Here is a 25,673-nt window from a genome sequence, read left to right on the forward strand (position 1 = left end):
AAACTTGCCGAAGGGCCGGGAATCCGGGGTCAAATACAGCCCGCCGCCGGATCGACGCCTTTCAGCTTGGCCAGCACGGCGCAGGCATCGATCCAGCGGGATTGGGAGGGAGGGGGGTTTTGGACGAGCAGGTACCGGGCCGTGCCGCCGTCGAGACCGGGGCGGATTTCCAACAGCAGGGCGACCAACCCGGTCACCTGGGGCGCCGCGAAGGAACTACCGGACATGAAATCGTAAGCCCCGTGCGGCACCGTGGTGAGGATGTCGGTGCCCGGAATCGCGAGCGTGCCGGGAACCGGCGCGGCAGCCGCGTTCCGCACCGCGATCACGCCGTCCATATTGGCCGGGAAGCCGCCGGGCTTGCCAGCGGCGGGCACCGCCGCCACCACGATCAGACCTTTTTCCAACGCCTTTTCCACCAGCTTGCGGACCAAGGGGTCCTCGGGGCCGGTCAGGCTCATGTTGACCACCTGGGCTTCGAGCCGGATCGCCTCGTTCAAGGCTAGCGCCAGGGTGAAACTGTTGCATAGCGCCGCCGACACGCCGGGCCGCTCCGGCCAGCACGCCCGGAGGGCGTAGACTTCCGCCCCCGGCGCGACCCCGGCGATGCCGATGCCGTTATCGGCCTCGGCAGCCAGCACGCCCGCCACCGCCGTACCGTGGATGTCGGCGGTGTCCCGGTCGGGCGGCTCGGGCGCGAGGTTTTCCGCGACGGCGATCTGGCCGGACAGATCGGGATGGCGCGAGTCCACGCCGGTATCGATCACGGCGACCCGCACGCCCTTGCCGGTGGCGAAACGGTGGGCACCGCCGATCCTCATGCCCTGGTAGCCGCTTTGCAGGGGGCGATAGGGATCGGCCTGGGAGTCGCCGCCGACATCCGGCTGGCCCATCGCCCGGAAAGTCTGCATCGGCTGGGCGGATTCGACCTCCCCGTCCCGCTTCAGGGCTTCCAACACCTGGGGCACCACGGTGGGTCCGCCCGGAATCTCGTAAACCACGCAGGATACCCCCAGGGCGGTGACCGGCCATTGCGCGACCAGCCTGAGCCGGTAACGCTCCGCCAAATCCTCGGCGCGGCGCAGGCTCCAGCCGGAATTGCCGTATCCGCCATGGGGCCGATAGGTATCCTGCGGATTCGCGGCGACGGCGCGTCCGATGCCGCGGTCGGTGAAAGTCACCAGGATCCGGCGCTCCTCGATACCGCCAGGATGGGAAATTCGGGCCGGTTGGCGCAACCCGCCAAACCCAGGACCAGCCCAGCCACCCAAGCCCAGCCCGACATTCGACATCACTCCTGCGGAATAATAGGCTCCGCCAGGACGACCCCCTTCTGCTGGCGGAGGAACGCCAAGGCAGCGGCCTGGACCGGCTTGCCGCCCTCGTCCAAGCGGATGGCGACGGCCCCCATGGCGTTCGGTCCCGCCACGATGCGTCCGCCGATATGGCGCAGCAAGGCGTCGATCTGTTCTTGCGGCAATTGCTGGGCGAATACCAGCCGGATTTCGCCGCCCGCCGGGGTTGTCGGTGGCGGACTCGCCAGGGTGTAGAAGGCCGTCGGTTGCGAAACCTGGAACCCCACCCCAGCCAGCGCGGCCACCAAGAGCAGCGAGGCGGCGGCGGCCAAAGCGGCACGCGGCAGCGGGAACCGGGAGCCACGCCACGGGGGTCGGCCATGGACCGGAGCGGGACGGGGCGGCAGCCGCCGCTGCAACCGGGCAAAGGCCGCTTTCGGGACCGGCTCCGGCAAAGGCGCTTCGGCCAGGATGGTGGACAGCGCCCGCAAGGACTGGACCTCGCGGCGGCAAACCAGGCAATGCCGCAAATGGGCCCGCACCCGCGCCAGTTCGCCATCCTCCAGGGTCTGATTGACATACCAAGGCAGCAGCAAGGCGATTTCCTCATGTTCGCCGGGTCGATGCGGATTGAATTCGTTCATGGCTGGAATCCCCCGGAAAGCGCCCCGGCGAAGCTTTGCAGCTTCTTGCGGGCATGGAACATGCGGGTTTTCACGGTATTTTCCGGGCACCCCAGAATGACCGCGATATCTTTGTAATGCAGCCCCTCATAAAACGTCAACTCGATCACAGCCCGCTGATCGGGCGGCAGGCTCCCGAGGGCGGCGGCCATCCAAGTATCCCTTGTCGCCGAATCCGACCTGGGAAACGGCCAGCCCCGCAGACGCGCCGGAATCATGCTGGAACAAGGCGCTTCCCTGGAAAACGGCAGCGCCCTGGCTTTTTGAATACCCACGGTACAGGTGGCGAAACCGGCGGCGACGCGCCATTCCGCGTGGGCGACGACCGGGTCCGCCAACGCCGCCGCCAGCGCGGCCAGGCGACCGCAAGGGCGGCTTCCCGCCACGCCGTTCCGATTAGGGCCGGTCATCCTCTATTTATTTCTTGGCGGTGCCGCGCATGGGTCGCGCCCATATTCGGCGTAGGTTTTCCGAAGATAGTTTTTCACCCGCGGCCCCGGACTGGCGTGGAAACACGGTCGAAGCCGATGGCGGAAAGCCATGGGCGCATCCTGCATCATAACCCGGGACTTTCCTGTTTCCATCGATATCCGGGCATTTCCAGCCACCATCCCGCTCAGTGGAGGTGTCGGCGATGCAACAAGCCAGCGACGCCCGCATTGCAAATATGGATGAGCCGTACCAGGACCGTCCGCCCAAGCCCTCCCCGGAAAAGGGATAGCGAGCGCCCCGTCGCCAGCCCTGGGCCGGGACCGATCCCGCATCCATGCCGCCGCGCTGTCTTCCAGCCAACACGACATGAGCAAACCCTGCTGCTTGAGCAACACCTCCGGCCCGGAAACCGCCAGTCCGACCCGGCTCTACGGCTGGCATGGCCTTTGCGCTACCGCCGGTTCTCGGCCTCGGTGGCCATCCCGGCCCACCCCCGAACCCCCGGAGTCACGGTCCCATGAATATCCCCATGCCTTGGCGGGAAGCTTTGGCCTATCTGCTGCTCGGCCTGTTGCTGTCGTGTTTCATGGAGCCGGTCCCGGCGGTGGAGGAGCCTCATGGCCTGCCCAAGCAAATCCGCATCGGCTATCAAAAGGCCGGCACCTTGATCCTGCTCGAATCCAAGGGCGATCTGGAGCGGCGTTTGCAGCCCTTGGGGGTCGCGGTGCGTTGGGCCGAGTTCCCGTTCGGGCCGCCCATGCTGGAAGCCTTGAACGCCGATAGCCTGGATTTCGCCACCACCGGGGAAACCCCGCCGGTATTCGCCCAGGCGGCGCAGGGTTCGCGCTTGGTCTATGTCGGCCAGGAACCCGCCTCGCCGGAAAGCGAAGCCATCGTCGTGCCGGAGCATTCCCCGATCCACGACCTCGCCGGGCTGAAAGGCCAGCGGGTGGCGGTCGCCAAGGGTTCCAACGCCCATTACCTCTTGATCCGCGCCCTGCGCCAAGCGGGCCTGGAACCCAAGGATATCCAATTGATTTATCTGGCCCCCGCCGACGCCCGCGCCGCTTTCGAGCGGGGGGCGCTGGATGCCTGGGCGATCTGGGATTTCTACCGTGGTTCCGCCGAAATCCGGCTCAAGGCGCGGGTACTGGCCGATGGCCGGGGCTTGGTCAACAATTTCGAGAATTACACCTCGCGCCGCGAATTCGCCGAGCGCCACCCGGAATTGATCCGCATCGTGCTGGAGGAAATCGCCCACGCCGACGCCTGGGCCGCCGCCCATCCCGAGGAAGCGGCGCAAGTCCTGTCCCAGCACACCGGCCTGGAAACCGATATCCTGGTGCCGGCCATCCAGCGCCGCCATTACGGCGCGACCCCCGTGACCCCGGAACTCCTGGACAACCAACAGCGCATCGCCGACACCCTGTTTTCCATCGGGTTGATTCCCAAGGCCATCCAGGTTCGCGACGCGGTCCCCGTCTTCCGGGACCGCCTGCTTTCCCATCAACCTTGAAGGCGGGGGCCACCGCATGAATGGAATTTCCGCTTGGGTCCGCCGCCTCTCGCCCTGGCTCTTGCCCGCCGCCACGCTGGCCGCGTGGTTCTGGGCGGCGAAGCTGGGATGGATTTCCGCGCGGGTGTTTCCCGCGCCTTGGGAAGTGTGGGACGCGGCCTTCAAGCTGGCGGCATCGGGGGCGCTGGCCGAGCATCTCGGCATCAGCGCCGCCCGCGCCGCCGTGGGCTTCGCCATCGGCGGCGGCTTGGGCTTCGCCTTGGGACTCGCCAACGGGCTGTTCCCGCTGGCCGAGCGCCTGCTGGACACTTCGGTGCAGATGATCCGCAATATCCCGCACCTGGCCTTGATCCCCCTGGTCATCCTCTGGTTCGGCATCGACGAGACGGCCAAGGTGTTCCTGGTCACGCTGGGGGTGTTCTTCCCGATCTATGCCAATACTTTCCACGGCGTGCGCACCGTGGACCGGCAGTTGCTGGAGATGGGCCGGGTCTACGGCCTGGGCGGCTTCGGCCTGTTCCGCGCGGTGGTGTTCCCGGCGGCGCTGCCCTCGATCCTGGTCGGGGTGCGCTATGCCCTGGGCTTCATGTGGCTGACCCTGATCGTGGCGGAAACCATTGCCACCACCTCCGGCATCGGCTATCTCGCCATGAGCGCCCGCGAATTCATGCAAACCGATGTGGTGGTGCTGGCGATCCTGCTCTACGCCCTGCTGGGCAAGGCCGCCGACGCCCTGGCTCGTGGCCTGGAACGGCGCTGGTTGCGCTGGCACCCGTCCTACCAAGCGGAGTGACCGACAGCATGGGACTCGCCTCCTTGAACCTAACCGCCCCGCCCGGCCCCGCCGCCCCGTCCGCCACCGGCGCGGCCCTGAAACTCGCGGGCGTGGTCAAGGCCTACGGCCCTCACCGGGTTTTGGCCGATCTGGACCTCGATATCCAGGCCGGCCAATTCGTCGCCCTGGTCGGGCGTAGCGGCTGCGGCAAAAGCACCCTGCTCCGCCTCGCCGCCGGGTTGGAAAGCCCGGACGCCGGGACCCTCGCCATCGCGGGCCGCGCACCGGAACTCCCCACGGCCGCGGTGCGGGTGATGTTCCAGGAAGCCCGCCTGCTGCCCTGGAAAACCGTGTTGGACAATGTGGGGTTGGGCTTGGCCGGGGATTGGCGGGCGGCGGCGCTCGACGCCCTGCGCCAAGTCGGTTTGGCGGAGCGGGCCGGGGATTGGCCGACGGTGCTGTCCGGCGGCCAGCGGCAACGGGTGGCCCTGGCCCGCGCCCTGGTCAGCCAACCCCGGTTGTTGTTGCTGGACGAACCCTTGGGCGCGTTGGACGCCCTGACCCGGATCGAGATGCAGCGGTTGATCGAACGGCTATGGCTGGCGCGGGGCTTCACGGCCTTGCTGGTCACCCACGACGTGGCCGAGGCCGTGGCCCTCGCCGACCGGGTGGTGATGCTGGAACAGGGCCGGATCGGCCTGGACCTGCCCATCGCCCTGCCCCGGCCCCGCCAGCGCGGCGATATCCGCTACGCCACCCTCGAAGGCCGGGTCTTGGAACAGGTGCTAGGCCAACCCGGCAGCAAGCCCGATATCCATTTGATCGCCGATTAGGGCATTTCCAACCTGAATGCAGGGACGCCGGTTCCCAAGCATCGATCCGGGCGCGGTCGGTTTCCGCCATGGTCTCGGACGCCCGGACTCCCTGTATTCCCCGTTGCGGCAAACCGTCCTGCCGCGCGGTCTTGTCCAACGCCCGCCGGGTTCGTAGGTGAAAAGGATATCGCTCGGATGGGCCGAGGCCGGATCGAGCAGTTCGACGAAAGCGGCGGCGACGAAACCGCGTTGGGAATCGTGTTCGATATCGAGCCAATCGTCGCGGACCCTGGGCGGCGGCGGTATAGCTCCCCCCGCCCAGCTTCCGCTTGATCCCCAGTGTGCCGGGTTCCAACCTGCCCTGATCCGCCGCGGCGGTATCGGAAACGGCACGCAGGACCAGGGTGGACGCGACCCGATGGCTGACCCGGCCCAAAGAACCGACCTCCTCGTGCAAGGGGATCGGGTCCAGGGCCGTTCCCCAAACCGGCACCGTTGGCCTGGATTCCTGCCCCCCGCTTCAATGGGGGCGCTTGTGCGTGCGGACGCCCGTCTTCAACGGGTGCCGTCCAGGGCAAGCACGGGTCCGGGCTAGCGCACCTCCAATTTGAGGATCCGCCCGGCGGCATCGAAATGGACCGTGGTATGGCGGCTGTTCCGGGCCAGGGCGAGTTGCCGTCCGCCCACGCCGAATTCGCGCCGCAGGTCTTCCTGCGGCACGGGCAGCGGACAGGGGGCGGGCCGCCGCCGCTCCCGGTGGTCGTTATAGACCGTCCAGGCGCACCAGCCGCCCAGGAGGCCGGCCAGGGTCTTGCCGTACAGGAACAACAGGATGCGCAGGCTCAAAGAGCCGCCCGACAGGTTCACCCACCAGGAGCAAACCCGCACGTCCAGCCACCAGCCGCACAATTCGACGAAAGGAAAGGCGAAATAGAGCCACAAGGCCCAGCCGCACAGCAGCAGCGCCCAGGAAGCCAGCCGTTGGCGCGGATTCTGCCAAGCGGGTTGGTCGATGACGAGTTCAATCGTCACGTTTGAAAACTCCTCTATCCAAAGTAACCCACACCGCCCGTTGGCCCCGGCGCTTGCGCAAGGCCCGCGCCATCCCGGCCACGGTGGTGCCGACATTGATGAGCCAGTAGGCCAGGGGGTACCAGATCATCCAATAATAGTAGCGGCCCGGCTGGCCGTTGCCGTGGGCTTCGTAGCGGGCGTCGATGGCCATGCTGACCGCGAACTGCGCCAAGCAGGTCACGCTGAGCAGCATCCCGGTCCAGTCGGGCACCAGGGCATCCCAGAAGTCGCGGGACGGATGCAGCGCCCAGCCCAACAGCGCCAACACCATCAGGTGCGCCCAGACATAGCCCGCCAGGCATTCGAGATAGATCGGCCACAGCCGCCGGGCCGACCAGCGCCAGACCGACCGGCCATAGCGCAGCAACACTTCCGCCCCGCCCTGCGCCCAGCGCACCCGCTGCCGCCACAGCCCAGCCAGGGTTTCCGGCATCAGCACCCAGCACAGGGCGCGGGGTTCGTAGCGCAATTGCCAACCGTCCAGTTGCAGCTTCCAACTGATATCGATGTCTTCCGTGACCATGTCCGGGCTCCAATAGCCGACCCGGTGCAAGGCGCTGCGACGGAAGGCCGCGATCACCCCCGACACGGTGAAAATCCGCCCATAGACCCGCTGGGCGCGTTTGATGAGGCCGATGATGGCGGAGAACTCGCCGACCTGGAGCTTGCCCAGCAAGGTGGAGCGGGTGCGGATGCGCGGATTGCCGGTCACGGCCCCGACGCGGGGATCGTCCAGGAAATGGCGCAGCAGCCAGGGAATGGCATCCGGGTCCAACAGGGCGTCGCCGTCGATGCAGATGAGGTATTCGCTATTGGCGAGCAGGGCGGCGGTTCGGAGCGCCACCGCCTTGCCCTGGTTCGAGGCCAGATTCAGCACCCGCAGCGCCGGGAAATCGAGCGCCAATTCCTCCAGGATATCCAAGGTGTTGTCGCGGCTGCCGTCGTTGATGGCGATGATCTCGTACTGGGGATAGTCCAGCCGCCGCAGATAGCCGAGGGTTTCGCGCAGGGTCGCCCCCTCGTTGTAGCAGGGGATCAGGATGGAGACCGGCGGCTGTTGCGGCAGGTCGGGCACGCGCCGCCCGGCCCGGTGTTGGGGCCGCTCCCAGCGCAGGTAGAAAATCCCGGCCCCGATCATCCAGGCATAGGCCATGAACAAGGGATAGTAGAACACGAAGGCCGAAATCCCCTGGTCCAGCCAGGGCCACGGCAAGCCGGCCAGCCAATCCAGGGCGGAAGCGGCTTGGCGCTCCAAAGCCGCTTCGAACATCAAGAAATCCGGCCCGGCCGCGGCCAGCGGCGCGGTTAGCCCATCCAGGCAGTGAATGAAGCCGTCCAGGACGGCGGGGCAAGGTTTCATATCGAGGTCCGGGGTCAGGGCGCGGGCGGCAAGGCAAAAACGGGTTCCAAGTCCTGGGCGCGGGGCTGGTCGCGGAACGGGTTGTCCGGGTAATAGCCGAGATGCACGGCCCCGAGTTCCTGCACCCGCCGCATTTGCTTGAGGAACACGTCCATGGGAATGTCGCTATGGTTGCGCCAGTCCACGCTTTGCAGCTCGAACACGGTTTTGCGGAGGCCATCGGGATATAAGGCGGCTTTCAGCACCAGCTCGGTCAGCCAGGCGTCGGGATTGTCCGCTTCTTCCATGAACGGCATGGCCTCGACCGCCACATAGTCGTAATCGGCCAGGGCGGCGGCGTAGGATTGGGCGAACCATTCCTCCGAATAAGGCTTGAGCAAGGGTAAGGCGTAGAGGTTGCGGGCGGTCTTGAGCGTAGGCCGGTAGCGCCGCGCCCGTTCCGCGAGTTCCTGGGTGAAAGCATCGAGGGCGGCGGTCTTGTGCCGGGCCCAGCGCATCCGGTTGTCGGGGCTGGCGTGCAGCCCGGCGAAATCCTGCGGCAGGTCGCGGACTTGGCGCAGGTCGGCCAGCCCCGCCGGACCCACATCCTCGTAATCGGAGAGCAAAGCGTCGTCGTGGAACAGCAGCCCGGCGAAGTTGGCGTGCTTGGCGAGGTCTTCGTAAATCTCGCCGATCAGCTGGCGGGCCTCCGGCTTGAAGGGCGACAGGCGCTTATAGACATGGCTGGACAAGCGCGGCTGGCCGTCCTTCCACTCGTGGACGAACCAATCGTCCGGGCGCGCGACCCGGAACGCCAACACCGGCATCCAGGCATAGACCTTGGCCCGGACCCTGGTTTTGATCTGCCACGCCACCCGGTTGAACAAATCGGCCCGCACCGGCAGGTGGCGGTTCGGGAAATACAGGGCTTCGGCATTGCCGTCGCCGTCGGGATCGGCATAGGCTTGCAGGAATACGGTATTGGCGTGCATCGTCCGCAGCCGGTCCAGCAACAAACCCAGGTTATGCTCGGTCTGGGCCGGGTCGGGATCGTAGAGATAGTCGATATCGACATGCGCCACCCGCAACGGACGGTCGGCCCGGAGGCGGGTCATCATCTGGGCGAAGCCGTCGATATCCGGGTTCTCGGCCACCAATAGCCGCTTCACGGCGGGCAGGTCGGCCAGGGTATTGCGGCCATCGGCCAATCCCAGGGTGATGGGCATCCCGGCGTCCCGCGCCGCGTCGAGCAGGGCTTGGTTGTATTCGCCATAGGGCCAGGCCACCACCCTGGGCCGCTGTCCGGTACGCTGGCGCAGGATGTCGGCGCTGCGCCGCAGGTCGCCCTGGATACGCTCGCGGTATTCGGCATCGCTTTCGTAGCGCCCGGATGCGGCATCGTAGCGGCGGGTGGTCAGGGCCGGTTGGGTATTGCCCTGGGGATTGCCGATCAGGCCGTGATGGCCGTCGTGGCTGTGCGAGGCCACTTCCACCAACCCGGAGCGGACCACTTCCCGCACCTGGTCCCACCCCAGGAAATCGCTGCGGGCCCAGGGTTCTTCCTCGCCGTAGGGCACCTTGCCGCCGGGCGGCACATCCAACCAGGAATCCACCAGGGCGATCAAGGCCGGATAGTGGTACTGCTTGAGCAAGGGGAAGACCTTGCGATAAAAATCGGCATAGCCATCGTCGAAAGTCAGCAAGACCGCCTTGTCCGGTAGGTGCTTGCGGCCCGCCTGGGCATCGACCAAGTCCTGGACGCGGATGGCGCGGTAGCCGTTTTGTTTGAGCCAGGCGAACTGGGCCTTGAGATTGGCGAGGCTGACCACGGTGCGGCCCAGCGCTTCCGAAGGCGGCACCTCGTCTTCGACTTCGTGGTAGGACAGCGCGATGAAAGCATCGGCGGTCCGGCCCTGGGCACCGAAACCCAGGCATAAGCAGAACAGCATGAACAGCGAATATTTCTTGAACATAGACCCATGGATGGACGGAGGCCGGTCGCGGACGAACCAGGCCGGGAGGGGCGGCTTTAATCCTAGGCGGGATTTCGACACGCACAAGGTTACAGCGGTCCCGGAAGCCTGCCATCCCATGAAAACCGCAAGCCGTTCCCCCAATCCGGCGGGTTACGCCGACACCGCCCCGAGTCGCGGCGGGTGTCCGCTGGATCGCGGGGCTGGGGCTGTCCATGCCCTTGCGGCGAAGCCATGTAAAAAAATGTAAAAGCAACGCTTTAGGAACGCATTTCATCAACCCCATGAATTAGCATAGACCCAAGACACCGTGCGCCACCCCGACACCGGCCCCCGGTAACCCCCGCCCCTAGCCGGACCGCCCCCAATAGATCGATGCCCTCCAAGCCGCCTTTTCCCGCCATCCCGATGAAAGCCACAGAGACCCCCCCCGCGGCGGCGACCCCGCCGGGATTTTCCAAGCTGCGCTGGCTGGCTTTGTTGCCGCTGACCGCGCTGGCGGCCTGGACCTACCAACACTTCGCCGCCACCCCGCCCCCAGCGCCTCCCCCGGCCAGGATGGCCCCGGCGATACCGGTCGCCGCCACCACCGCCAGCCGCGAGGATTTCCCGATCTACCTGACCGGACTCGGGACCGTGACCGCGCTGCATACCGTGACGGTGCGGCCCCGCGTCGATGGCGAATTGGTCCGGGTGGCCTATCAGGAAGGCCAAACGGTCCGGCAGGGCGAACTCCTGGCCGAGATCGACCCCCGGCCTTTCAATGTGCAGTTGCAACAGGCCGAGGGCCAACTGGCGCGGGACGAAGCCCTGTTGCAGAACGCCGAACTGGACCTGCAGCGCTACCGGACCCTGTTGAATCAGGATTCCATCGCGTCCCAGCAGGTCGTCACCCAGGAATCCCTGGTCAAGCAATACCGGGGTACGGTCGAAACCGACCGGGCGCAGGTGGCGAACGCCAGGCTGCAACTCACCTATGCCCGCGTGACCGCCCCGATCACCGGGCGGGTCGGGCTGCGCTTGGTCGATCCGGGCAATATCGTCCACGCCAGCGATAGCGGCGGGCTGGTGGTCATCACCCAGATCGAACCCATCGCCGTGGTCTTCACCCTGCCCGAGGACGAACTGCGGCCCGTGATGCGGCGCTGGCATCCGGGCCAGGAAATCCCCGTCGCCGCCTACGACCGCCAAGGCAAAAACCGGCTGGCCGAGGGCGTGGTCTACGCGGTGGACAACCAAGTCGATCCCACCACCGGCACCTTCAAGCTCAAGGCCCGCTTCCCGAACGCGGACCAAGCGCTGTTTTCCAACCAGTTCGTGAATATCCGCATGAACCTGGATACCCTGGCGGCGGCCACGGTGGTGCCCGCCGCCGCGATCCAGCATGGCGTCAACGGCAGCTTCGTCTATGTGGTGCGGGACGACCGGACGGCGACGGTACGTCCCGTGGCGACCGGACCGACGGAAGGAGACAAGACGGCGGTGCTACAAGGCCTCGCGCCGGGCGAACTGGTGGTGGTGGACGGCACCGACAAGCTCCGCGAAGGCACCCAGGTCGCACTGGTCCAGCGCGACGGCCAACGCCAAACGGAGCCGACGGAACCCAAGCCGGACCCGGCCCAGCGGGGCCAGCGCCGATGAGCGTTGTAGACGCGCCATCCGCGTCCTTCAATCCCTCGCGCCTGTTCATCCTGAGGCCGGTCGCCACTTCCTTGCTGATGCTGGCCCTGCTATTGGCGGGCTTCCTGGCCTACCGGACCCTGCCGGTGTCGGCCCTGCCCCAGGTGGATTATCCGACCATCCAGGTGGTGGCGCTCTACCCCGGTGCCAGCCCCGAAGTCGCGGCCTCGGCCATCACCGCGCCCTTGGAACGCCAGTTCGGCCAGATGCCGGGCCTGAACCAAATGTCCTCCACCAGTTCCGGCGGCGCTTCGGTCATCACCCTGCAATTCACCCTCGACCTGAGCCTGGATATCGCCGAACAGGAAGTCCAAGCCGCGATCAACGCCGCCGTCAGCTTCCTGCCCACCGACCTGCCCATGCCGCCGGTCTACAGCAAGGTCAATCCCGCCGACGCGCCGATCCTGACCCTGGCCGTGCGCTCGCAAAACCTGCCCCTGCCCAAGGTGGAGGATTTGGTCGATACCCGGTTGGCGCAGAAGATCGCCCAATTGCCCGGCGTGGGGCTGGTGTCCATCGCCGGGGGGCAGCGCCCGGCGGTGCGTATCCAGGCCAATCCGGCGGCGCTCGCCAGCTATAACCTAGGGCTGGAAGACCTCCGCGCCGCCCTCGCCGCCGCCAATGTGAACCAACCCAAGGGCATGTTCGACGGCCCGGCCCGCGCCGCCACCATCGCCGCCAACGATCAGCTGCATTCGGCGGCGGAATACCGGGAATTGGTGATCGCCTACCGCAATGGCCGTCCGGTGCGGCTGGCCGATGTCGCCGACGCCGTGGACGCCGCCGAGAATATCCGGCTCGCGGCCTGGGCCAACGACGACGCGGCGGTCATCGTCAATATCCAGCGCCAGCCGGGAGCGAACGTCATCGAAGTGGTGGACCGCATCCAGCGCTTGCTGCCGGAGTTGCGGGCGGCCCTGCCCCCCGATGTGGAAGTGGTGCCACTGACCGACCGCACCGCCAGCATCCGCGCATCGGTGCGGGATGTGCTGGCCGAGTTGGTGCTGGCCGTGGTCCTGGTGGTGGCGGTGATCTTCGTGTTCCTGCGTAGCGCCGCCGCCACCGCCATCCCCGCCGTCGCCGTGCCGCTGTCCTTGGTCGGGACGTTCGGGGCGATGTATTTCGCCGGGTTCAGCATCAACAACCTGACCCTGATGGCCTTGACCATCGCCACCGGCTTCGTGGTGGACGACGCCATCGTGGTGATCGAGAACATTTCGCGCTACGTCGAGCAAGGCGAATCGCCGTTGCGGGCCGCGCTCAAGGGATCGGAGCAAATCGGCTTCACCATCATTTCGCTGACGGTGTCGCTGGTGGCGGCCTTGATCCCGCTGCTGTTCATGGGCGATGTGGTGGGGCGCTTGTTCCGGGAATTCGCCGTGACCCTGGCCGTGGCGATTTTGATTTCCGCCGTGGTATCGCTGACCTTGACGCCGATGATGTGCGCCAAACTGCTGCGCCGGACCGAAGAGGCAACGGAAGGCCGCTTCCACCGCGCCACGGGCCGGTTCTTCGACCGCATGATCGCGGGCTATGGCCGGATGCTGGAATGGGTGTTGCGGCACCAGGGCGCGGCCCTGCTCGCGGCGCTATCGACCCTGGCGCTGACGGTGGCGCTGTATGTGCTGGTGCCCAAGGGCTTCTTCCCGGTACAGGACACCGGCATCATCCAGGGCGTTTCCGAAGCGCCGCAAAGCATCTCTTTCGCCGCCATGGCCGAGCGCCAGCAAGCCCTGGCCCGCGTGGTATTGGAAGACCCGGCGGTGGAAAGCCTGTCTTCTTTCGTCGGTGTCGATGGTACCAATCCCACGCTTAACGCGGGCCGCTTCCTCATCAACCTGAAACCCTTGGAAGTCCGCCGCATCCATGCCTCGGCGGTCATCCGGCGGCTGCAACCGCGCCTCGCCCAGGTCGAAGGCATCCAGCTCTATCTACAGCCGGTGCAAGATTTGACCATCGAATCCCGCATCAGCCGCACCCAATACCAGTTCACCCTGGAAAGCGCCGATCCCGAGGCATTGGCCCTCTGGACCCGGCGCTTGGTGGAGCGGCTGGCCGGCGCGAAGGAACTGGCCGATGTCGCCAGCGACCTGCAAGACCGGGGCTTGCAGGTGTACCTCGCCATCGACCGTGCCACCGCCGGGCGGCTGGGCATCACGGCGGCGGCCATCGACAACGCCCTGTACGACGCCTTCGGGCAACGCTTGGTCTCGACCCTCTTCACCCAATCCAACCAATACCGGGTGGTGTTGGAAGTAAAGCCGGAATTCCGCGTCGGCCCGGCAGCTTTGGACCAGTTGCGCATCCCATCCAGCAATGGCACCCAAGTCCCGCTGTCGGCCATCGCCACGGTCTCGGAACGCCCGGCCCCGCTGGCGGTGAACCATCTGGGCCAATTCCCGGCCTCCACCCTTTCTTTCAACCTGGCCCCCGGCGCGGCGCTGGGCCAGGCGGTGGACGCCATCGAACGCGCCAAGGCCGATATCGGCCTGCCCGCCAGCGTGCATACCGCCTATCAGGGCGCGACCCTGGCTTTCGGCGCGTCGCTGTCCAATACGCTGTGGCTGATCCTCGCCGCCCTGGTCACGGTGTACATCGTGTTGGGCGTCCTCTACGAGAGCTATATCCATCCCATCACCATCCTTTCGACCTTGCCGTCCGCCGGGGTCGGTGCCCTGTTGGCCTTGCTGCTGGCGGACACCGAACTCGGGATCATCGCCGTCATCGGCCTGGTCCTGTTGATCGGCATCGTCAAGAAGAACGCCATCATGATGATCGACTTCGCCCTGGAAGCTGAGCGCAAGGAGGGCAAGCCGCCGCACGAGGCCATTTTCCAGGCGTGTTTGCTACGCTTCCGCCCGATCCTGATGACGACCTTGGCGGCGCTGCTCGGCGCCCTGCCCTTGATGCTGGGGAGCGGCATGGGTTCGGAGCTGCGCCAACCGTTGGGCCTCGCCCTGGTGGGCGGCTTGCTGCTCAGCCAGATGTTGACCTTGTTCACCACGCCGGTGATTTATCTGACCTTCGACCGCCTCGCCCGCCGCCTGGAAACCGGGCCGGCGGAGGATGCCGACGGGGTGCCGCCGTGAATCTCTCCGCCGTGTGCATCCGCCGCCCGGTCGCCACCACCTTGTTGACCTTGGGCGTGGCCTTGGCCGGGATGGTCGCCTTCTTCCGGCTGCCGGTGGCTCCCCTGCCCCAGGTGGATTTCCCGACCATCGCGGTGATGGCGAACCTGCCCGGTGCCAGCCCGGAGACCATGGCGGCGACGGTGGCGACGCCCTTGGAGCGATCCTTGGGCCGGATCGCCGGCGTCACCGAGATGACTTCGTCCAGTTCCCAGGGCTCGACCCGCATCACCCTGCAATTCGATTTGAACCGGGATATCGACGGGGCCGCCCGCGATGTGCAAGCGGCCATCAACGCGGCGGCGGGACTCCTGCCCACCAACCTGCCGAGCCGCCCCAACTACCGCAAGATCAACCCGGCGGATTCGCCGATCATGATCCTGGCCTTGACCTCGGACACGATGACCCGCGGCCAGATGTACGACGCGGCCTCGACCATCCTGGCCCAGAAAATCGCCCAAATCCAAGGCATCGGCCAAGTGACCGTCGGCGGCAGTTCATTACCCGCCGTGCGGGTGGAATTGAATCCGGCGGCCCTGGGCCAATACGGCATCGGCCTGGAGGAGGTCCGCGCCGCCCTCGCCGCCAGCAATGCCAACCGGCCCAAGGGCGTGGTCGAAGCCGGGGACCGGGTCTGGCAAATCCAGGCCAACGACCAGGCCAAGACCGCCGCCGAATATCTGCCCTTGATCGTGGCCTACCGCAATGGCGCGGCGGTACGCATCGCCGACCTGGGCGGGGCGGTGGATTCGGTGGAGGATATGCGCAACGCCGGCCTCAAGGACGGCAAGCCCTCGGTGCTCTTGATCCTGAGCAAACAACCCGGTGCCAATATCATCGCGACCGTGGAGCGGATCAAAACCCTGTTGCCGCAATTGCGGGCCTCGATTCCAGCGGCCATCGACCTCTCCCTGGCCATGGACCGTTCCGCCACCATCCGGGAATCGGTGGACGAGGTGGAGCGCAGCCTTTATATCGCCGTGGTCTTGGTGATCCTGGTCGTGTTCGCGTTCCTGCGCGACCCGCGCTCGACCTTGATTCCCAGCGTCGCCGTGCCGGTGTCCCTGGTCGGCACCTTCGGCGTGATGTATCTGTGCGGCTATAGCCTCGACAATCTCTCGCTGATGGCCCTGACCATCGCCACCGGCTTCGTGGTGGACGACGCCATCGTGGTCTTGGAAAACACCGCCCGCCATATCGAGCAAGGCGAACCGCCGTTCCGGGCCGCGATGCGCGGGGCGGGGGAAGTGGGTTTCACGGTGCTGTCGATGAGCCTATCTTTGATCGCGGTGTTCATCCCGCTGTTGCTGATGGGCGGGATCGTGGGGCGCTTGTTCCGCGAATTCGCGGTCACTTTGTCCAGCGCGGTGCTGGTGTCGCTGCTGGTGTCGCTGACCACCACGCCCATGCTGTGCGCCCGCTGGCTCAAAAAATCCGAACCCCGGCGGCAGGGCCGCGTCCAGGCCTGGGCCGGGGCCGCGTTCCTGGGTTTGCAACGGGGTTACGAACGCAGCCTCCGCTGGGCCTTGGACCATGGGCCGCTGATGGTCTTGCTCCTGCTGGCGACGGTGGCCCTGAACTTCCATTTGTACGCCATCATCCCCAAGGGCTTTTTCCCGACGCAGGATAGCGGGAGATTGATGGGGATGATCCAGGCCGACCAGGGCATTTCTTCCCAGGCCATGCGGCAGAAATTGGCCGATTTCGTGGATATCGTCCGCCAAGACCCGGCCATTTCGAGCGTGGTGGGCTTCATCGGTGGGCAGCAGGGCGGCAACAGCGGCCTGATGTTCGCGGAACTGAAACCGCCGGCGGAACGGGGCGCGTCCCTGGACCAGATCATGGGCCGCCTGCGCCAACACCTGGGCCGGGAACCGGGGGCCAACCTATTCCTGCAACCGGCCCAGGACCTCCGGGTCGGCGGCAGGATGGCGGGGGCGCTGTTCCAATATTCGCTACAGGCGGAAAGCCTGGAAGACCTCCGCGCCTGGACGCCCCGGATCGTCAAGGGCTTGGCCGGCCGGCCCGAACTCGCCGATGTCAACACCGACCAGCAGGACAAGGGCCAGCAAATCGGCTTGACCATCGACCGCGCCGCGGCGGCGCGGCTGGGCCTGACCCTGGCCCAGATCGACGCCACCTTGAACGACGCCTTCGGCCAGCGCCAGGTTTCGGTGATCTACAACCCCTTGAACCAATACCATGTGGTGATGGAACTGGCCCCCGAATATTGGCAACGACCGGAAAGCCTGAACGCCCTGTACCTACGGGTTCCGCCCAGCGCCGCGCAGCCGGAGGGCGCGAACGTGCCCTTGACCGCCATCGCCCGTTTCGGGCCGACCAACGCGCCGCTCTCGGTCAACCACCAGGGCCAATTCGCGGCGGCGACGGTGTCCTTCAACCTCAAGCCCGGCGCTTCGCTGTCGGACGCCACCCGCGCCATCCGCGAAACCCTGGACGAACTGGGCGTGCCGGAATCGATCCACGGCAGCTTCCAGGGCACGGCCAAGGTGTTCCAGGAATCCCTGGCCAACCAGCCCTGGCTGATCCTCGCCGCCCTGGCGACCATCTATATCGTCCTGGGCATCCTCTACGAGAGCTATGTGCATCCCTTGACCATCCTGTCCACCCTGCCGTCCGCCGGGGTCGGGGCTTTGCTCGCCCTCCTGGCTTCCGGGACCGAATTCAGCTTGATCGCCCTGGTCGGCGTCATCCTCCTCATCGGCATCGTCAAGAAGAACGCCATCATGATGATCGACTTCGCCCTGCACGCGGAGCGGGTGCTGGGCATGGGCACCCGCGAAGCCATTTCCGCCGCCTGCGCCTTGAGGTTCCGGCCCATCCTGATGACCACCTGCGCGGCCTTGTTCGGGGCCTTGCCCTTGGCCCTCGGCACCGGCTATGGTTCGGAGTTGCGCCGTCCCCTGGGGATCGCCATTTTCGGCGGCTTGATCGCCAGCCAGTTGCTCACGCTCTACACCACACCGGTGGTTTATCTCTATCTGGACCGGTTCCAACGTTGGATCGGCCCCCGCGCAGGAAAGGCCGCGCCATGATCCCAGCAGCGAAACCCACGGGGACCGCCCTCGCGCTGGCCTTGCTCGCGAGTTGCGCCGTCGGGCCGGATTACATCAAACCGGAAACCCCGGCCCCCGCCGCGTTCAAGGAAGCCCAGGGCTGGAAACCGGCGGAGCCCCGCGACCACGCCCTGCCCGGCGCATGGTGGGAAATCTTCGGCGACCCGCAATTGAACGCGCTGGAACAAGCCGCCACCCGCGACAACTTTTCCATCGCCCAGGCCGAGGCCCAGTACCGCCAAGCCCAGGCTTTGGTGCAATCGGCCTGGTCGTCCTTCGCCCCGACCGGCTCGGCCACCGCTTCGACCAACCGCTCGCGGGCAGCCAGCGGACAAAGCGTGGCGGTGTCGGGGGTCCGCAACCTGTTCAACCTGGCGCTCAACGCCAGTTGGGAACCGGATTTGTGGGGGGCGGTGCGGCGGCAAGTGGAATCCAGCGAGGCCAGCGCCCAGGCCAGCGCCGCCACCCTGCAAGGCGTGCGGCTTTCGGTCCAGGCCACCCTGGCCCAGGATTATTTCCAGCTACGGGCTTTGGATGCCCAGAAAAAGGTGCTGGACGATACCGTGGCCGCCTATGCCAAGACCTTGGAATTGACCCGCAACCGCTATGGCGTGGGGGTCGCGGCCAAATCCGACGTGGTCCAGGCCGAGATGCAACTGGAATCGGCGCGGGCGCAGGCCATCGACCTGGGCGTGCAACGGGCGCAATTGGAACACGCCGTGGCGGTACTGGCCGGGAAACCGCCGTCGGCGCTGGACCTCGCCGCCGCGCCGCTCACCGCCAAGCCGCCGCCGATCCCGGCGGGCGTCCCGTCGGAATTGCTGGAACGACGGCCCGATATCGCCGCCGCCGAGCGCCAGGTCGCCGCCGCCAATGCCAAGATCGGCGTGGCCAAGGCGGCTTATTTCCCGACCCTGACCCTGTCCGCGTCCACGGGCTTCCAGAGCTACAGCCTCTCCAACCTCTTCAACGCGGCCCGGCGCTACTGGGCCTTGGGTCCGGCCTCGCTGTCCCTGCTGATGTTCGACGGCGGCGCCCGCAGCGCCCAGATGAAACAGGCCATCGACGCCTTCGACGCCAGCGCCGCCGCCTATCGCCAAACGGTGTTGACCGGCTTCCAGGAAGTGGAGGACCAACTGGCCGCCCTGCGTATCCTGGAACAGGAATACGCGGTGCAGGCCAAGGCGGTGCGGGCCGCCCGCGAGTCGGTCGCGCTGGCCCACAACCAATATCAAGCGGGCATCACCAGCTATCTGGACGTGATGATCGTCCAAGCCGCGGCCCTCGACAACGAGCGGACGGCGGTGCAGGTGTTGGGCGACCGCATGGTGGCGGCGGTGCTGCTGGTCAAGGCGCTGGGCGGCGGCTGGCGGGCATCGGCCCTGCCCACCCCGGAACAGGCGGGCGGCGAAGTCGAATGGTATGAATATTTCCCGGTGCCGGTGCGCTAGGCGGGCCCGGCACCCGCTTCAAGTCCAGGGCGGGCCGTACAATCCCGCCCACCCCGCCGGTCCAGGCCGGTCTTTTCATCCCCCAGCCCTTAGGAGGCTTCCATGCGTCACGCGATCACCCTGGGTTTCACCACCCTCTTGTCCATCGGCAGCGCCCAGGCCGAGACCTACACCATCGACCCCAGGCACACCTTGCCGGTGTTCGAGGTCAACCACCTGGGTTTTTCGACCCAGCGGGGCCGCTTCGATAAAACCTCCGGCAAGATCGAGTTGGACCGGACCAAGCAAACCGGCAAGGTCGATTGGACCATCGACGCCACCTCCCTCGACATGGGCGAGGACAAATGGAACGAGCATCTGAAGTCGGCGGATTTCTTCAATGTCGCCCAATTCCCGACCATCACCTACCACGCCGACAAGCTGGCTTTCAAAGGCGGGGTGCCGGTGGCCGCCGAGGGCACGCTGACCCTGTTGGGGGTCACGAAGCCGGTGAAGCTGGCCATCCACCACTTCACCTGCGGCAGGAACCCGATGAACCAGAAGGAACTGTGCGCCGCCGATATCGAAGCCAGCCTCAAGCGCTCGGAATTCGGCATGACCCAATACCTGCCCGGCGTCGCCGGCCTGGCCAAAGACCTGATTCCCGGCGTCGGCGACGAGGTGAAGGTGTTGGTGCCGGTGGAGGCATATAAGGATTGACGGTTTCCGCCGTGACGGGCTGGCCGGTTTTTATCGTAGGAGAACCGGGCGGCCTGGCACACCGATAGCGCCGCCCGAGCACGATAGCCCGGCGGCGGAATCCAAGCCGCCCGGATTCCGCCGCCCCCATCCGCAACATTCCCGCCCCCGTAAAACCCCCTACCCACTCCCCCGCGCCTCCAGGGTCCAACCGCCTGTCCGCCCGGCGGATAGGCGCATCCCGCCGTGGGATGCCGACAGCGACACCCCCGGCCCAGGACGGGCCGGAATAGCCCACAGAGGAAACTTTATGGCCAACCTGCACCAATCCATCGAGATCGACGTTCCGGTCCAGACCGCCTACAACCAATGGACCCAGTTCGAGGATTTCCCCAGCTTCATGGAGAACATCGAGGAGGTCCAGCAACTCGACGACCAGCACCTGCATTGGCGGGCGTCCATCGGCGGGACCGAACGGGAATGGGAGACCGAAATCACCGAGCAGATTCCCGACCAGCGCATCGCCTGGCGCACCGTCTCGGGAGCGGAGAACCGGGGCGTGGTGCGATTCGAGTCCCTGGGGACCGACCGCACCTTGCTCACGGTCGATGTGGAATACCAGCCCGGCACCTTGACCGAAAAGATCGGCGATATGCTGGGCATGGTGTCCTCCAACATCGAGGAGGATTTGGAGAACTTCAAGGAGTTCATCGAAAGCCAAGGCGGCGAAACCGGCGCTTGGCGCAGCGAAATCCACTGAGTCCGGACTTGCGGGTTCCGAGGCCCGGCCTGGGAACCCGCGCCCCGGAGCCCAGGGCTATTTGGGCTTGACCGCCAACACCTTGGCGGTTTTTTTATGCCGGTTGTAGACCAGCATGGCCGAGACATCCAATTGTTCGACCGCCGCCACCATGCCCACCCGCGGGGCGAAGAAGCGGTATTGGGTGTCGTCGATGGAAGCCGGGCCGACCTTGCCCTTGAAGGTCCATTTCACCAGCACCGCCTCGAAGCTTCCCGCCGGCACCTTGACCTTGTAGGCACCGACATAGCGGTAATCCACGTCCATATAGCCCTCGTGGGTTTGCTCCTGGGGATTGCCGAGATCGAACACCTTGAGGCTGAGCCGTTCGCGGCGCACATCGCCGGGGGCCAGGCCCTGCAACATGAACGGCTCGGGCGGCGAATAACGGGTGATGGCGGCGGCTTCGATATCGGTCACGCCGTTCACCACGAAATCGCCATTGGCCTTGCCGGTGACGAACCCGATCATTCTGCCGCCGACATCGTATTCCCAGGTGGTGTCGCCGCCCTGCTGTTTGAGCTGGGTCAGCTTGTGCAACTCGGTCTTGCCCTGGCCCGGTCCCGCCACCATGCGGAACCCGCGGCTGCCGGGCCGCGCCGCCAGATAATCGACGGTATCGACCACCGCCGGGGCGGGCACGGGTTCGCCGACCACGCCCTTGCCGAGATACTGTTCAATCGCCGCCCTGTCCTCGGCGGGGAGCGGGATCGCCGGTCCGGCCGCCGCCTGGACCGGCGATCCCGCCAAAGCCAAGGCCGGGACGAGGGATATGGGGGGCCAAGTGTTTGTTTTCATAGGCTTATCCTTCTTTTTAAGACTGGATGAAAACGCGGTGCCACGGTCGTTTCGCATCGACCCCGGCTGACGATCCTGGCGGCGTCCCCAAGCGGGGCTTGGGAACGCGCGTGATGGCTTCTCAGTGCGTGGCTGGCGGAGGGGCCGTAGCGGCAACGCCCGGCGTGGGCACCGGGGCGTCGATAGTCACCTTGGCGATCTGGCCGGTGAAGTGGTTCTCGCCCTGCCGATAATCCTGCGTCACCGGGGTTTCCCCGTCCACCCCGACATTGGCGGTTTCGTCCGCCGAGAACAGGTTGGGCACGGTCTTGTCGATCCGGCCCTCGGCGACCTTCTTGCCGTTCACATACAGGCTGCCGATGCCGCCCTTGCCGCGGCCGCCGCCGTCGTAGGCGAATTCATAGCGCAGGGTGGCCTTGCCCGCGGGCAGGGCTTCGGGCGCGGCGATCTTATATTGTTCCATCCCCACCCAGTTGTAGAGATAGACCGGCTTGCCGTCCGTGAAATACAGGCTCCAGCCGGCGAAGCGCCCGCCCTGGGCCACGACCACGCCCTCGGCCCCGCCCTGGGGAATCTCCAGTTCGGCGGTGATGCTGTGGGAGCGGTTCTTGACGTTGATGAAGGCGTTTTCCGCCATGCCCACGCCGCCCGGATACACGGTCAGCGTGGTGCGTCCGCCCATCAGGTCGGGGCGTCCAGCGATGGCGGGGTCCAGGCGCTCGATGGTGCGGTCGTCCAGCGGCAGCACTTGGTATTTCCCGGCTTCCTTGAGGAACAGGGCTTGTAGCTCCTTCAGCTTGGCCGGGTTCTTCGCGGCCAAATCCTCGGCCTGGCTGAAATCGTCCACCACCCGGTAGAGTTCCCATTGATCCTGGTCCAGCGCGGCGCGGGGTTTGGGTTCCCACGGTGCCTTGTGGACGGTCCCGGCGAACCAACCATCGTGGTAAATCCCCCGGTTGCCGGCGATCTCGAAATACTGGGTGTGATGGCGCGACCCGGCCTTGGGATCGTTGAAGGTGTAGGCGAGGCTGACGCCTTCCATGGGTTTTTGCGCGGTGCCGTTGACGGCCTTGGGCTGCGGGATGTGGGCGGCTTCCAGCACGGTCGGGGCGATATCGATCACATGGTGGAACTGGCTGCGGACCTCGCCCTGGGCCTTGATGCCCTGGGGCCAATGGATGACCAGCGGATTCTGGTTGCCGCCGAAACGGGAGGCCACCTGCTTCCCATAATTGAACGGCGCGTTGCCGGCGTTGGCCCAGCCCACGGCGTAATGCGGGAAGGTTTCTGGCCCGCCCCAGTCCGCCAGCAGCTTGGTTTTTTGCTCCAGGGGTTCGGGGATACCGTTGAACAGCGAGTTCATTTCGTTGGCGGCCCCGGCCAGGCTGCCTTCCGGGCTGGCCCCGTTGTCGCCGACGATGTAGACGAACAAGGTGTTGTCCATCTCGCCCATGTCTTCCAAGGTCTGCACCAAGCGACCGATCTCGTGGTCGGTGTGTTCGCCAAAACCGGCGTAGACCTCCATTTGCCGGGCGTAGACCTGGCGTTCCTGTTCGCCCAGGGTATTCCAGGCCGGGATGGCCTCGGGCGTGGGCGCGAGTTGGGTATTGGGCGGGACGACGCCCAGTTGTTTTTGCCGGGCCAGGGTTTCCTCACGGTAGCGGTCCCAGCCCGTGTCGAAACGGCCCTTGTATTTGTCGGCCCACGCTTTGGGCACATGGTGCGGAGCATGGGTGGCGCCCGGCGCGTAATAGACGAAGAAGGGCCGATCCGGCGTCAGGCTTTGTTGTTGGCGCACCCAGGCGATGGCCTGGTTGGTCATATCGGTGGTGAAGTGGTAATTCGGGTCGTGCGGCGGCTCGACGCGGGCCACGCCGTCGTAGATCGTCGGTGCCCACATATTGGTCTCGCCGCCGATGAACCCGTAGAACTTGTCGAAACCCGAGTGGGTCGGCCAACGGTCGGTGGGACCGGAAGGACTGATTTCCCACGGCGGGGTTTCGTGGTATTTGCCGAAAGCGGCGGTGCTATAGCCGTTCAGGCGCAGGATTTCGGCCAGGGGCGCGATGGCGTTGGGCCGGACGCCGTTATAGCCGGGAAAGCCGGTGGCGATATCCATCACCGCGCCGGCGTTGACCGAATGATGGTTGCGCCCGGTCAGCAGCGCCGCCCGCGTCGGCGAACACAAGGCGGTGACGTGGAACTGGTTGTACTTCAAGCCTTGTTGGGCCAGCCGGTCCAGGGTCGGCATGTTGATCGCCCCGCCGAAGGCGCTGGACTGGCCGAAGCCGAAATCGTCCAGCAACACGATGACCACGTTGGGCGCGCCCGGCGGTGCCTTCACCTCGAACCGGGGCGGGGCTTTGGCCTTGCGGGCGTCGAGTTCCTTGATCGGGGGATATTTGGGCGGGGCGATGGGCAGGACCGAGCGGTCCAGCGGGGCCGGGCCGGGCGCGGGCTTGGCGTCCTTGGCGACGGCGGGAACGGCGGAGACGAGGCCCAGGAAGACCCAGGCGCAAGGGGAAAACAGCGGTTTCGTCATGGGTGATACGCTCGGGACGGGGTTAGAAATTGAGGGCCACGGAGACCATGCCGAGATTGCCCTCGAAACGGTGCTGCACATCGTATTCGTGGATCCATTTGCCGATGAAATGCACTTGCTTATCGCCGAACTTGGGGCTGTAGCGCACGATGGGACCGATCCCGGACGCCTCGCCCTGGAAGCCGCCGATCTGCGGCAGCAAGGGCTGGCCGGTGGCGTCGCGCACCTGGTTGAGCGAATTCACCACCTGGCTGAGCTGGTTCAACATCGGGCTTTTGTCGTTGCTCAACTGGCTGAAATAGAAGCCGGTCACGCCGATGCCGAATTCCTCGGAGAAATGCTGGGCCACGGTGTAATCGAGGTGGAATTCGTCGCCGCTCTGGTATTGGGTGGCGTCGTTCTTGGTGTTGCTGAGGAAGCCGACATTGAACGATATCTCGTGGCCCCGCGTCGGATGGACCCAGGTCAGGCCCAGCACGCTGTCGAAGGACCAGTAATTCTTGCCCAGGTTGACGATCTGGTCCGGGTTGTAGAAGCCGGTGGGCATGATGATGAATTCGTCCAGCTTCACGTTGAAATCTTCCCACTTCCACACCAGGGACAAGGGCGAGACGCCCATATCGCCCATGCCGCCTTCGTTGCCGCTCCCGGAGCCTTGGCGTGGCCCGGTTTCCACCGTGCCCCGCAGATGGGCGTCGAACACGATGGGCATAAAGAGGCTGGCCCCGTAGCGCGCGCCCAGGATTTCGAAATCGCTGACCCAGCCCACCTTGGCGATGGTGAGCCACATGTCGAGGTCGGCATTGACCGCGGTATTGCGGCCCAGGGTCACGTCCGGCAAGCGCCCGCCGTAATAGACCAAATCGTCGCGGAAATACACGCCGGGGTCCATTTGCTTGTTCATGAAGAAATCGTTGTAGGCGCCGGGGAAATAATGGCTGGTGCCGCCCTCGGTGGCGGGGGCGCAAGCCGGGACCAAGGCCAGGGCCAAGGCGGCGAGCGCCGGGCGCGGGCGGGAAGACAGGGTTTGGAACATGGGTTATCGCTCATGGGGTCGTGGTTTTCGGAGGGGGGTCCCGCGGCTCGTTCAGGCCCGAGCGCACACTGGCCGGGAATTCCAGGCCGCGGGTTTCGGCGATCAACCGGAATTGGCACTCGGGCGCTTCGGTCCCGAGTTCCATCAGCGCGGCCAATCGACTGAAATGCGGCGAGCGGATCATCTTCCGCACCGCCTCCTCCGACTCCCAGGTTTCCACATAGCAGACACAGCGCGGGTCGCCATCCGCCAGGAACAGCCGGGCCGACAAGCAGCCGGGTTCGGCCCGCGCCCAACGGGCCAGGGCGCGGAAGGCGGCGATGACCGGACGGGTGTGCTGCCGGGAGGTGTGGATGAGAAGGCGCAGTTCGATCATGTCCACCGCTATCGCTAAGATCATGCCAGTTCGGCGGCGGCGTGGAAACGGCTTGCGGCGCGGGAGTTTAGCGGCGGAATGTGGCCCTGTCACGACACGGCGGCGCGTTCGATGCCCCGAAATATCGGGGATTCCACGGGATGGCGTGCCCCGGCCCCGCCTTGGACGCCGGCCCAGCCGCCACGCCCTCGCGCCCGGCCCGCAGC

General features: G+C 66.1%; 19 protein-coding genes. 9 read left to right on the forward strand and 10 right to left on the reverse strand.

Features of this window, described 5'->3' with window-relative positions:
- Positions 1-29: 29 nt before the first annotated feature.
- From K5658_RS16400 to K5658_RS23655, 3 genes are all read right to left on the reverse strand, one after another.
- The gene (locus K5658_RS16400) at positions 30-1,181 is read right to left on the reverse strand and encodes a S8 family peptidase (RefSeq protein WP_221064172.1); all 1,152 of its coding nucleotides are present in this window, start codon (positions 1,179-1,181) and stop codon (positions 30-32) included.
- Positions 1,182-1,291: 110 nt separating this feature from the next.
- Positions 1,292-1,939 (reverse strand): anti-sigma factor family protein, encoded by a 648-nt coding sequence (locus tag K5658_RS16405; protein WP_221064173.1) that lies wholly within the window; start codon positions 1,937-1,939, stop codon positions 1,292-1,294.
- Positions 1,936-2,388 carry an RNA polymerase sigma factor gene (locus tag K5658_RS23655; protein WP_246628468.1) on the reverse strand — a complete coding sequence of 151 codons (453 nt, stop codon included), beginning with the start codon at positions 2,386-2,388 and terminating at the stop codon, positions 1,936-1,938. Before K5658_RS23655 ends, K5658_RS16405 begins: the two co-directional genes overlap by 4 nt.
- A gap of 539 nt (positions 2,389-2,927) precedes the next feature.
- Here K5658_RS23655 and K5658_RS16415 point away from each other — a divergent pair.
- Genes K5658_RS16415 through K5658_RS16425 form a run of 3 tightly spaced genes read left to right on the forward strand, consistent with a single transcriptional unit; the run spans position 2,928 to position 5,534 of the window.
- The gene (locus K5658_RS16415; RefSeq protein WP_221064174.1) at positions 2,928-3,926 is read left to right on the forward strand and encodes a sulfonate ABC transporter substrate-binding protein; all 999 of its coding nucleotides are present in this window, start codon (positions 2,928-2,930) and stop codon (positions 3,924-3,926) included.
- Positions 3,927-3,942: 16 nt separating this feature from the next.
- The gene (gene ssuC / locus K5658_RS16420) at positions 3,943-4,719 is read left to right on the forward strand and encodes an aliphatic sulfonate ABC transporter permease SsuC (protein ID WP_221064175.1); all 777 of its coding nucleotides are present in this window, start codon (positions 3,943-3,945) and stop codon (positions 4,717-4,719) included.
- 8 nt (positions 4,720-4,727) lie between these two features.
- Positions 4,728-5,534 carry an ATP-binding cassette domain-containing protein gene (locus K5658_RS16425; RefSeq protein WP_221064176.1) on the forward strand — a complete coding sequence of 269 codons (807 nt, stop codon included), beginning with the start codon at positions 4,728-4,730 and terminating at the stop codon, positions 5,532-5,534.
- Positions 5,535-6,107: 573 nt separating this feature from the next.
- On the opposite strand, the gene pgaD is transcribed toward K5658_RS16425, so the two are convergent.
- Genes pgaD through pgaB form a run of 3 tightly spaced genes read right to left on the reverse strand, consistent with a single transcriptional unit; the run spans position 6,108 to position 9,902 of the window.
- Positions 6,108-6,548 carry a poly-beta-1,6-N-acetyl-D-glucosamine biosynthesis protein PgaD gene (gene pgaD, locus K5658_RS16430; protein ID WP_221064177.1) on the reverse strand — a complete coding sequence of 147 codons (441 nt, stop codon included), beginning with the start codon at positions 6,546-6,548 and terminating at the stop codon, positions 6,108-6,110.
- A complete protein-coding gene (gene pgaC / locus K5658_RS16435; protein ID WP_246628469.1) occupies positions 6,538-7,950 on the reverse strand; it encodes a poly-beta-1,6-N-acetyl-D-glucosamine synthase in 1,413 nt (470 codons plus the stop codon). Before pgaC ends, pgaD begins: the two co-directional genes overlap by 11 nt.
- 14 nt (positions 7,951-7,964) lie before the next feature.
- Positions 7,965-9,902 (reverse strand): poly-beta-1,6-N-acetyl-D-glucosamine N-deacetylase PgaB, encoded by a 1,938-nt coding sequence (gene pgaB / locus K5658_RS16440; RefSeq protein WP_246628470.1) that lies wholly within the window; start codon positions 9,900-9,902, stop codon positions 7,965-7,967.
- 408 nt (positions 9,903-10,310) lie between these two features.
- Here pgaB and K5658_RS16445 point away from each other — a divergent pair, with 408 nt between their 5' ends.
- The 6 genes from K5658_RS16445 (at position 10,311) to K5658_RS16470 (ending at position 20,676) form a co-directional block, all read left to right on the forward strand.
- Positions 10,311-11,543, forward strand: a complete 1,233-nt coding sequence (locus K5658_RS16445; protein WP_221064178.1) for an MdtA/MuxA family multidrug efflux RND transporter periplasmic adaptor subunit — start codon at positions 10,311-10,313, stop codon at positions 11,541-11,543.
- Entirely contained in the window at positions 11,540-14,671 is a 3,132-nt protein-coding gene (locus tag K5658_RS16450) for an MdtB/MuxB family multidrug efflux RND transporter permease subunit (protein ID WP_221064179.1), read from the forward strand. The genes K5658_RS16445 and K5658_RS16450 overlap by 4 nt, the downstream gene beginning before the upstream one ends.
- Positions 14,668-17,766 (forward strand): multidrug efflux RND transporter permease subunit, encoded by a 3,099-nt coding sequence (locus tag K5658_RS16455; RefSeq protein WP_221064180.1) that lies wholly within the window; start codon positions 14,668-14,670, stop codon positions 17,764-17,766. The genes K5658_RS16450 and K5658_RS16455 overlap by 4 nt, the downstream gene beginning before the upstream one ends.
- A complete protein-coding gene (locus tag K5658_RS16460; RefSeq protein WP_221064181.1) occupies positions 17,763-19,238 on the forward strand; it encodes an efflux transporter outer membrane subunit in 1,476 nt (491 codons plus the stop codon). The genes K5658_RS16455 and K5658_RS16460 overlap by 4 nt, the downstream gene beginning before the upstream one ends.
- Before the next feature lie 102 nt (positions 19,239-19,340).
- Complete coding sequence (locus K5658_RS16465; protein WP_221064182.1) at positions 19,341-19,937, forward strand: YceI family protein; 597 nt, start codon at positions 19,341-19,343, stop codon at positions 19,935-19,937.
- Positions 19,938-20,226: 289 nt separating this feature from the next.
- Complete coding sequence (locus K5658_RS16470) at positions 20,227-20,676, forward strand: SRPBCC family protein (RefSeq protein WP_221064183.1); 450 nt, start codon at positions 20,227-20,229, stop codon at positions 20,674-20,676.
- A 57-nt stretch (positions 20,677-20,733) separates the two neighbouring features.
- Here the strand turns inward: K5658_RS16470 and K5658_RS16475 are convergent, their stop codons facing one another.
- The 4 genes from K5658_RS16475 to K5658_RS16490 form a co-directional block, all read right to left on the reverse strand.
- Positions 20,734-21,513, reverse strand: coding sequence for a hypothetical protein (locus tag K5658_RS16475; RefSeq protein WP_221064184.1), 780 nt, complete (start codon positions 21,511-21,513; stop codon positions 20,734-20,736).
- Positions 21,514-21,634: 121 nt separating this feature from the next.
- Complete coding sequence (locus K5658_RS16480; RefSeq protein WP_246628471.1) at positions 21,635-24,055, reverse strand: arylsulfatase; 2,421 nt, start codon at positions 24,053-24,055, stop codon at positions 21,635-21,637.
- Positions 24,056-24,077: 22 nt separating this feature from the next.
- The gene (locus tag K5658_RS16485; RefSeq protein ID WP_221064186.1) at positions 24,078-25,091 is read right to left on the reverse strand and encodes a SphA family protein; all 1,014 of its coding nucleotides are present in this window, start codon (positions 25,089-25,091) and stop codon (positions 24,078-24,080) included.
- A gap of 10 nt (positions 25,092-25,101) precedes the next feature.
- Positions 25,102-25,491, reverse strand: a complete 390-nt coding sequence (locus K5658_RS16490; protein ID WP_221064187.1) for a putative quinol monooxygenase — start codon at positions 25,489-25,491, stop codon at positions 25,102-25,104.
- Positions 25,492-25,673 lie beyond the last annotated feature (182 nt).

The sequence above is a fragment of the Methylomagnum ishizawai genome (assembly GCF_019670005.1).
Classification (GTDB): Bacteria; Pseudomonadota; Gammaproteobacteria; order Methylococcales; family Methylococcaceae; genus Methylomagnum; species Methylomagnum ishizawai.

Coding starts and splice junctions, on each gene's coding strand:
- K5658_RS16405 (WP_221064173.1), bottom strand. CDS start 1,939: ATGAACGAATTCAATCCGCATCGACCCGGCGAACATGAGGAAATCGCC.
- K5658_RS23655 (WP_246628468.1), bottom strand. CDS start 2,388: ATGACCGGCCCTAATCGGAACGGCGTGGCGGGAAGCCGCCCTTGCGGT.
- K5658_RS16415 (WP_221064174.1), top strand. CDS start 2,928: ATGAATATCCCCATGCCTTGGCGGGAAGCTTTGGCCTATCTGCTGCTC.
- ssuC (WP_221064175.1), top strand. CDS start 3,943: ATGAATGGAATTTCCGCTTGGGTCCGCCGCCTCTCGCCCTGGCTCTTG.
- K5658_RS16425 (WP_221064176.1), top strand. CDS start 4,728: ATGGGACTCGCCTCCTTGAACCTAACCGCCCCGCCCGGCCCCGCCGCC.
- pgaC (WP_246628469.1), bottom strand. CDS start 7,950: ATGAAACCTTGCCCCGCCGTCCTGGACGGCTTCATTCACTGCCTGGAT.
- pgaB (WP_246628470.1), bottom strand. CDS start 9,902: ATGTTCAAGAAATATTCGCTGTTCATGCTGTTCTGCTTATGCCTGGGT.
- K5658_RS16445 (WP_221064178.1), top strand. CDS start 10,311: ATGAAAGCCACAGAGACCCCCCCCGCGGCGGCGACCCCGCCGGGATTT.
- K5658_RS16450 (WP_221064179.1), top strand. CDS start 11,540: ATGAGCGTTGTAGACGCGCCATCCGCGTCCTTCAATCCCTCGCGCCTG.
- K5658_RS16460 (WP_221064181.1), top strand. CDS start 17,763: ATGATCCCAGCAGCGAAACCCACGGGGACCGCCCTCGCGCTGGCCTTG.
- K5658_RS16465 (WP_221064182.1), top strand. CDS start 19,341: ATGCGTCACGCGATCACCCTGGGTTTCACCACCCTCTTGTCCATCGGC.
- K5658_RS16470 (WP_221064183.1), top strand. CDS start 20,227: ATGGCCAACCTGCACCAATCCATCGAGATCGACGTTCCGGTCCAGACC.
- K5658_RS16475 (WP_221064184.1), bottom strand. CDS start 21,513: ATGAAAACAAACACTTGGCCCCCCATATCCCTCGTCCCGGCCTTGGCT.
- K5658_RS16480 (WP_246628471.1), bottom strand. CDS start 24,055: ATGACGAAACCGCTGTTTTCCCCTTGCGCCTGGGTCTTCCTGGGCCTC.
- K5658_RS16485 (WP_221064186.1), bottom strand. CDS start 25,091: ATGTTCCAAACCCTGTCTTCCCGCCCGCGCCCGGCGCTCGCCGCCTTG.
- K5658_RS16490 (WP_221064187.1), bottom strand. CDS start 25,491: ATGATCTTAGCGATAGCGGTGGACATGATCGAACTGCGCCTTCTCATC.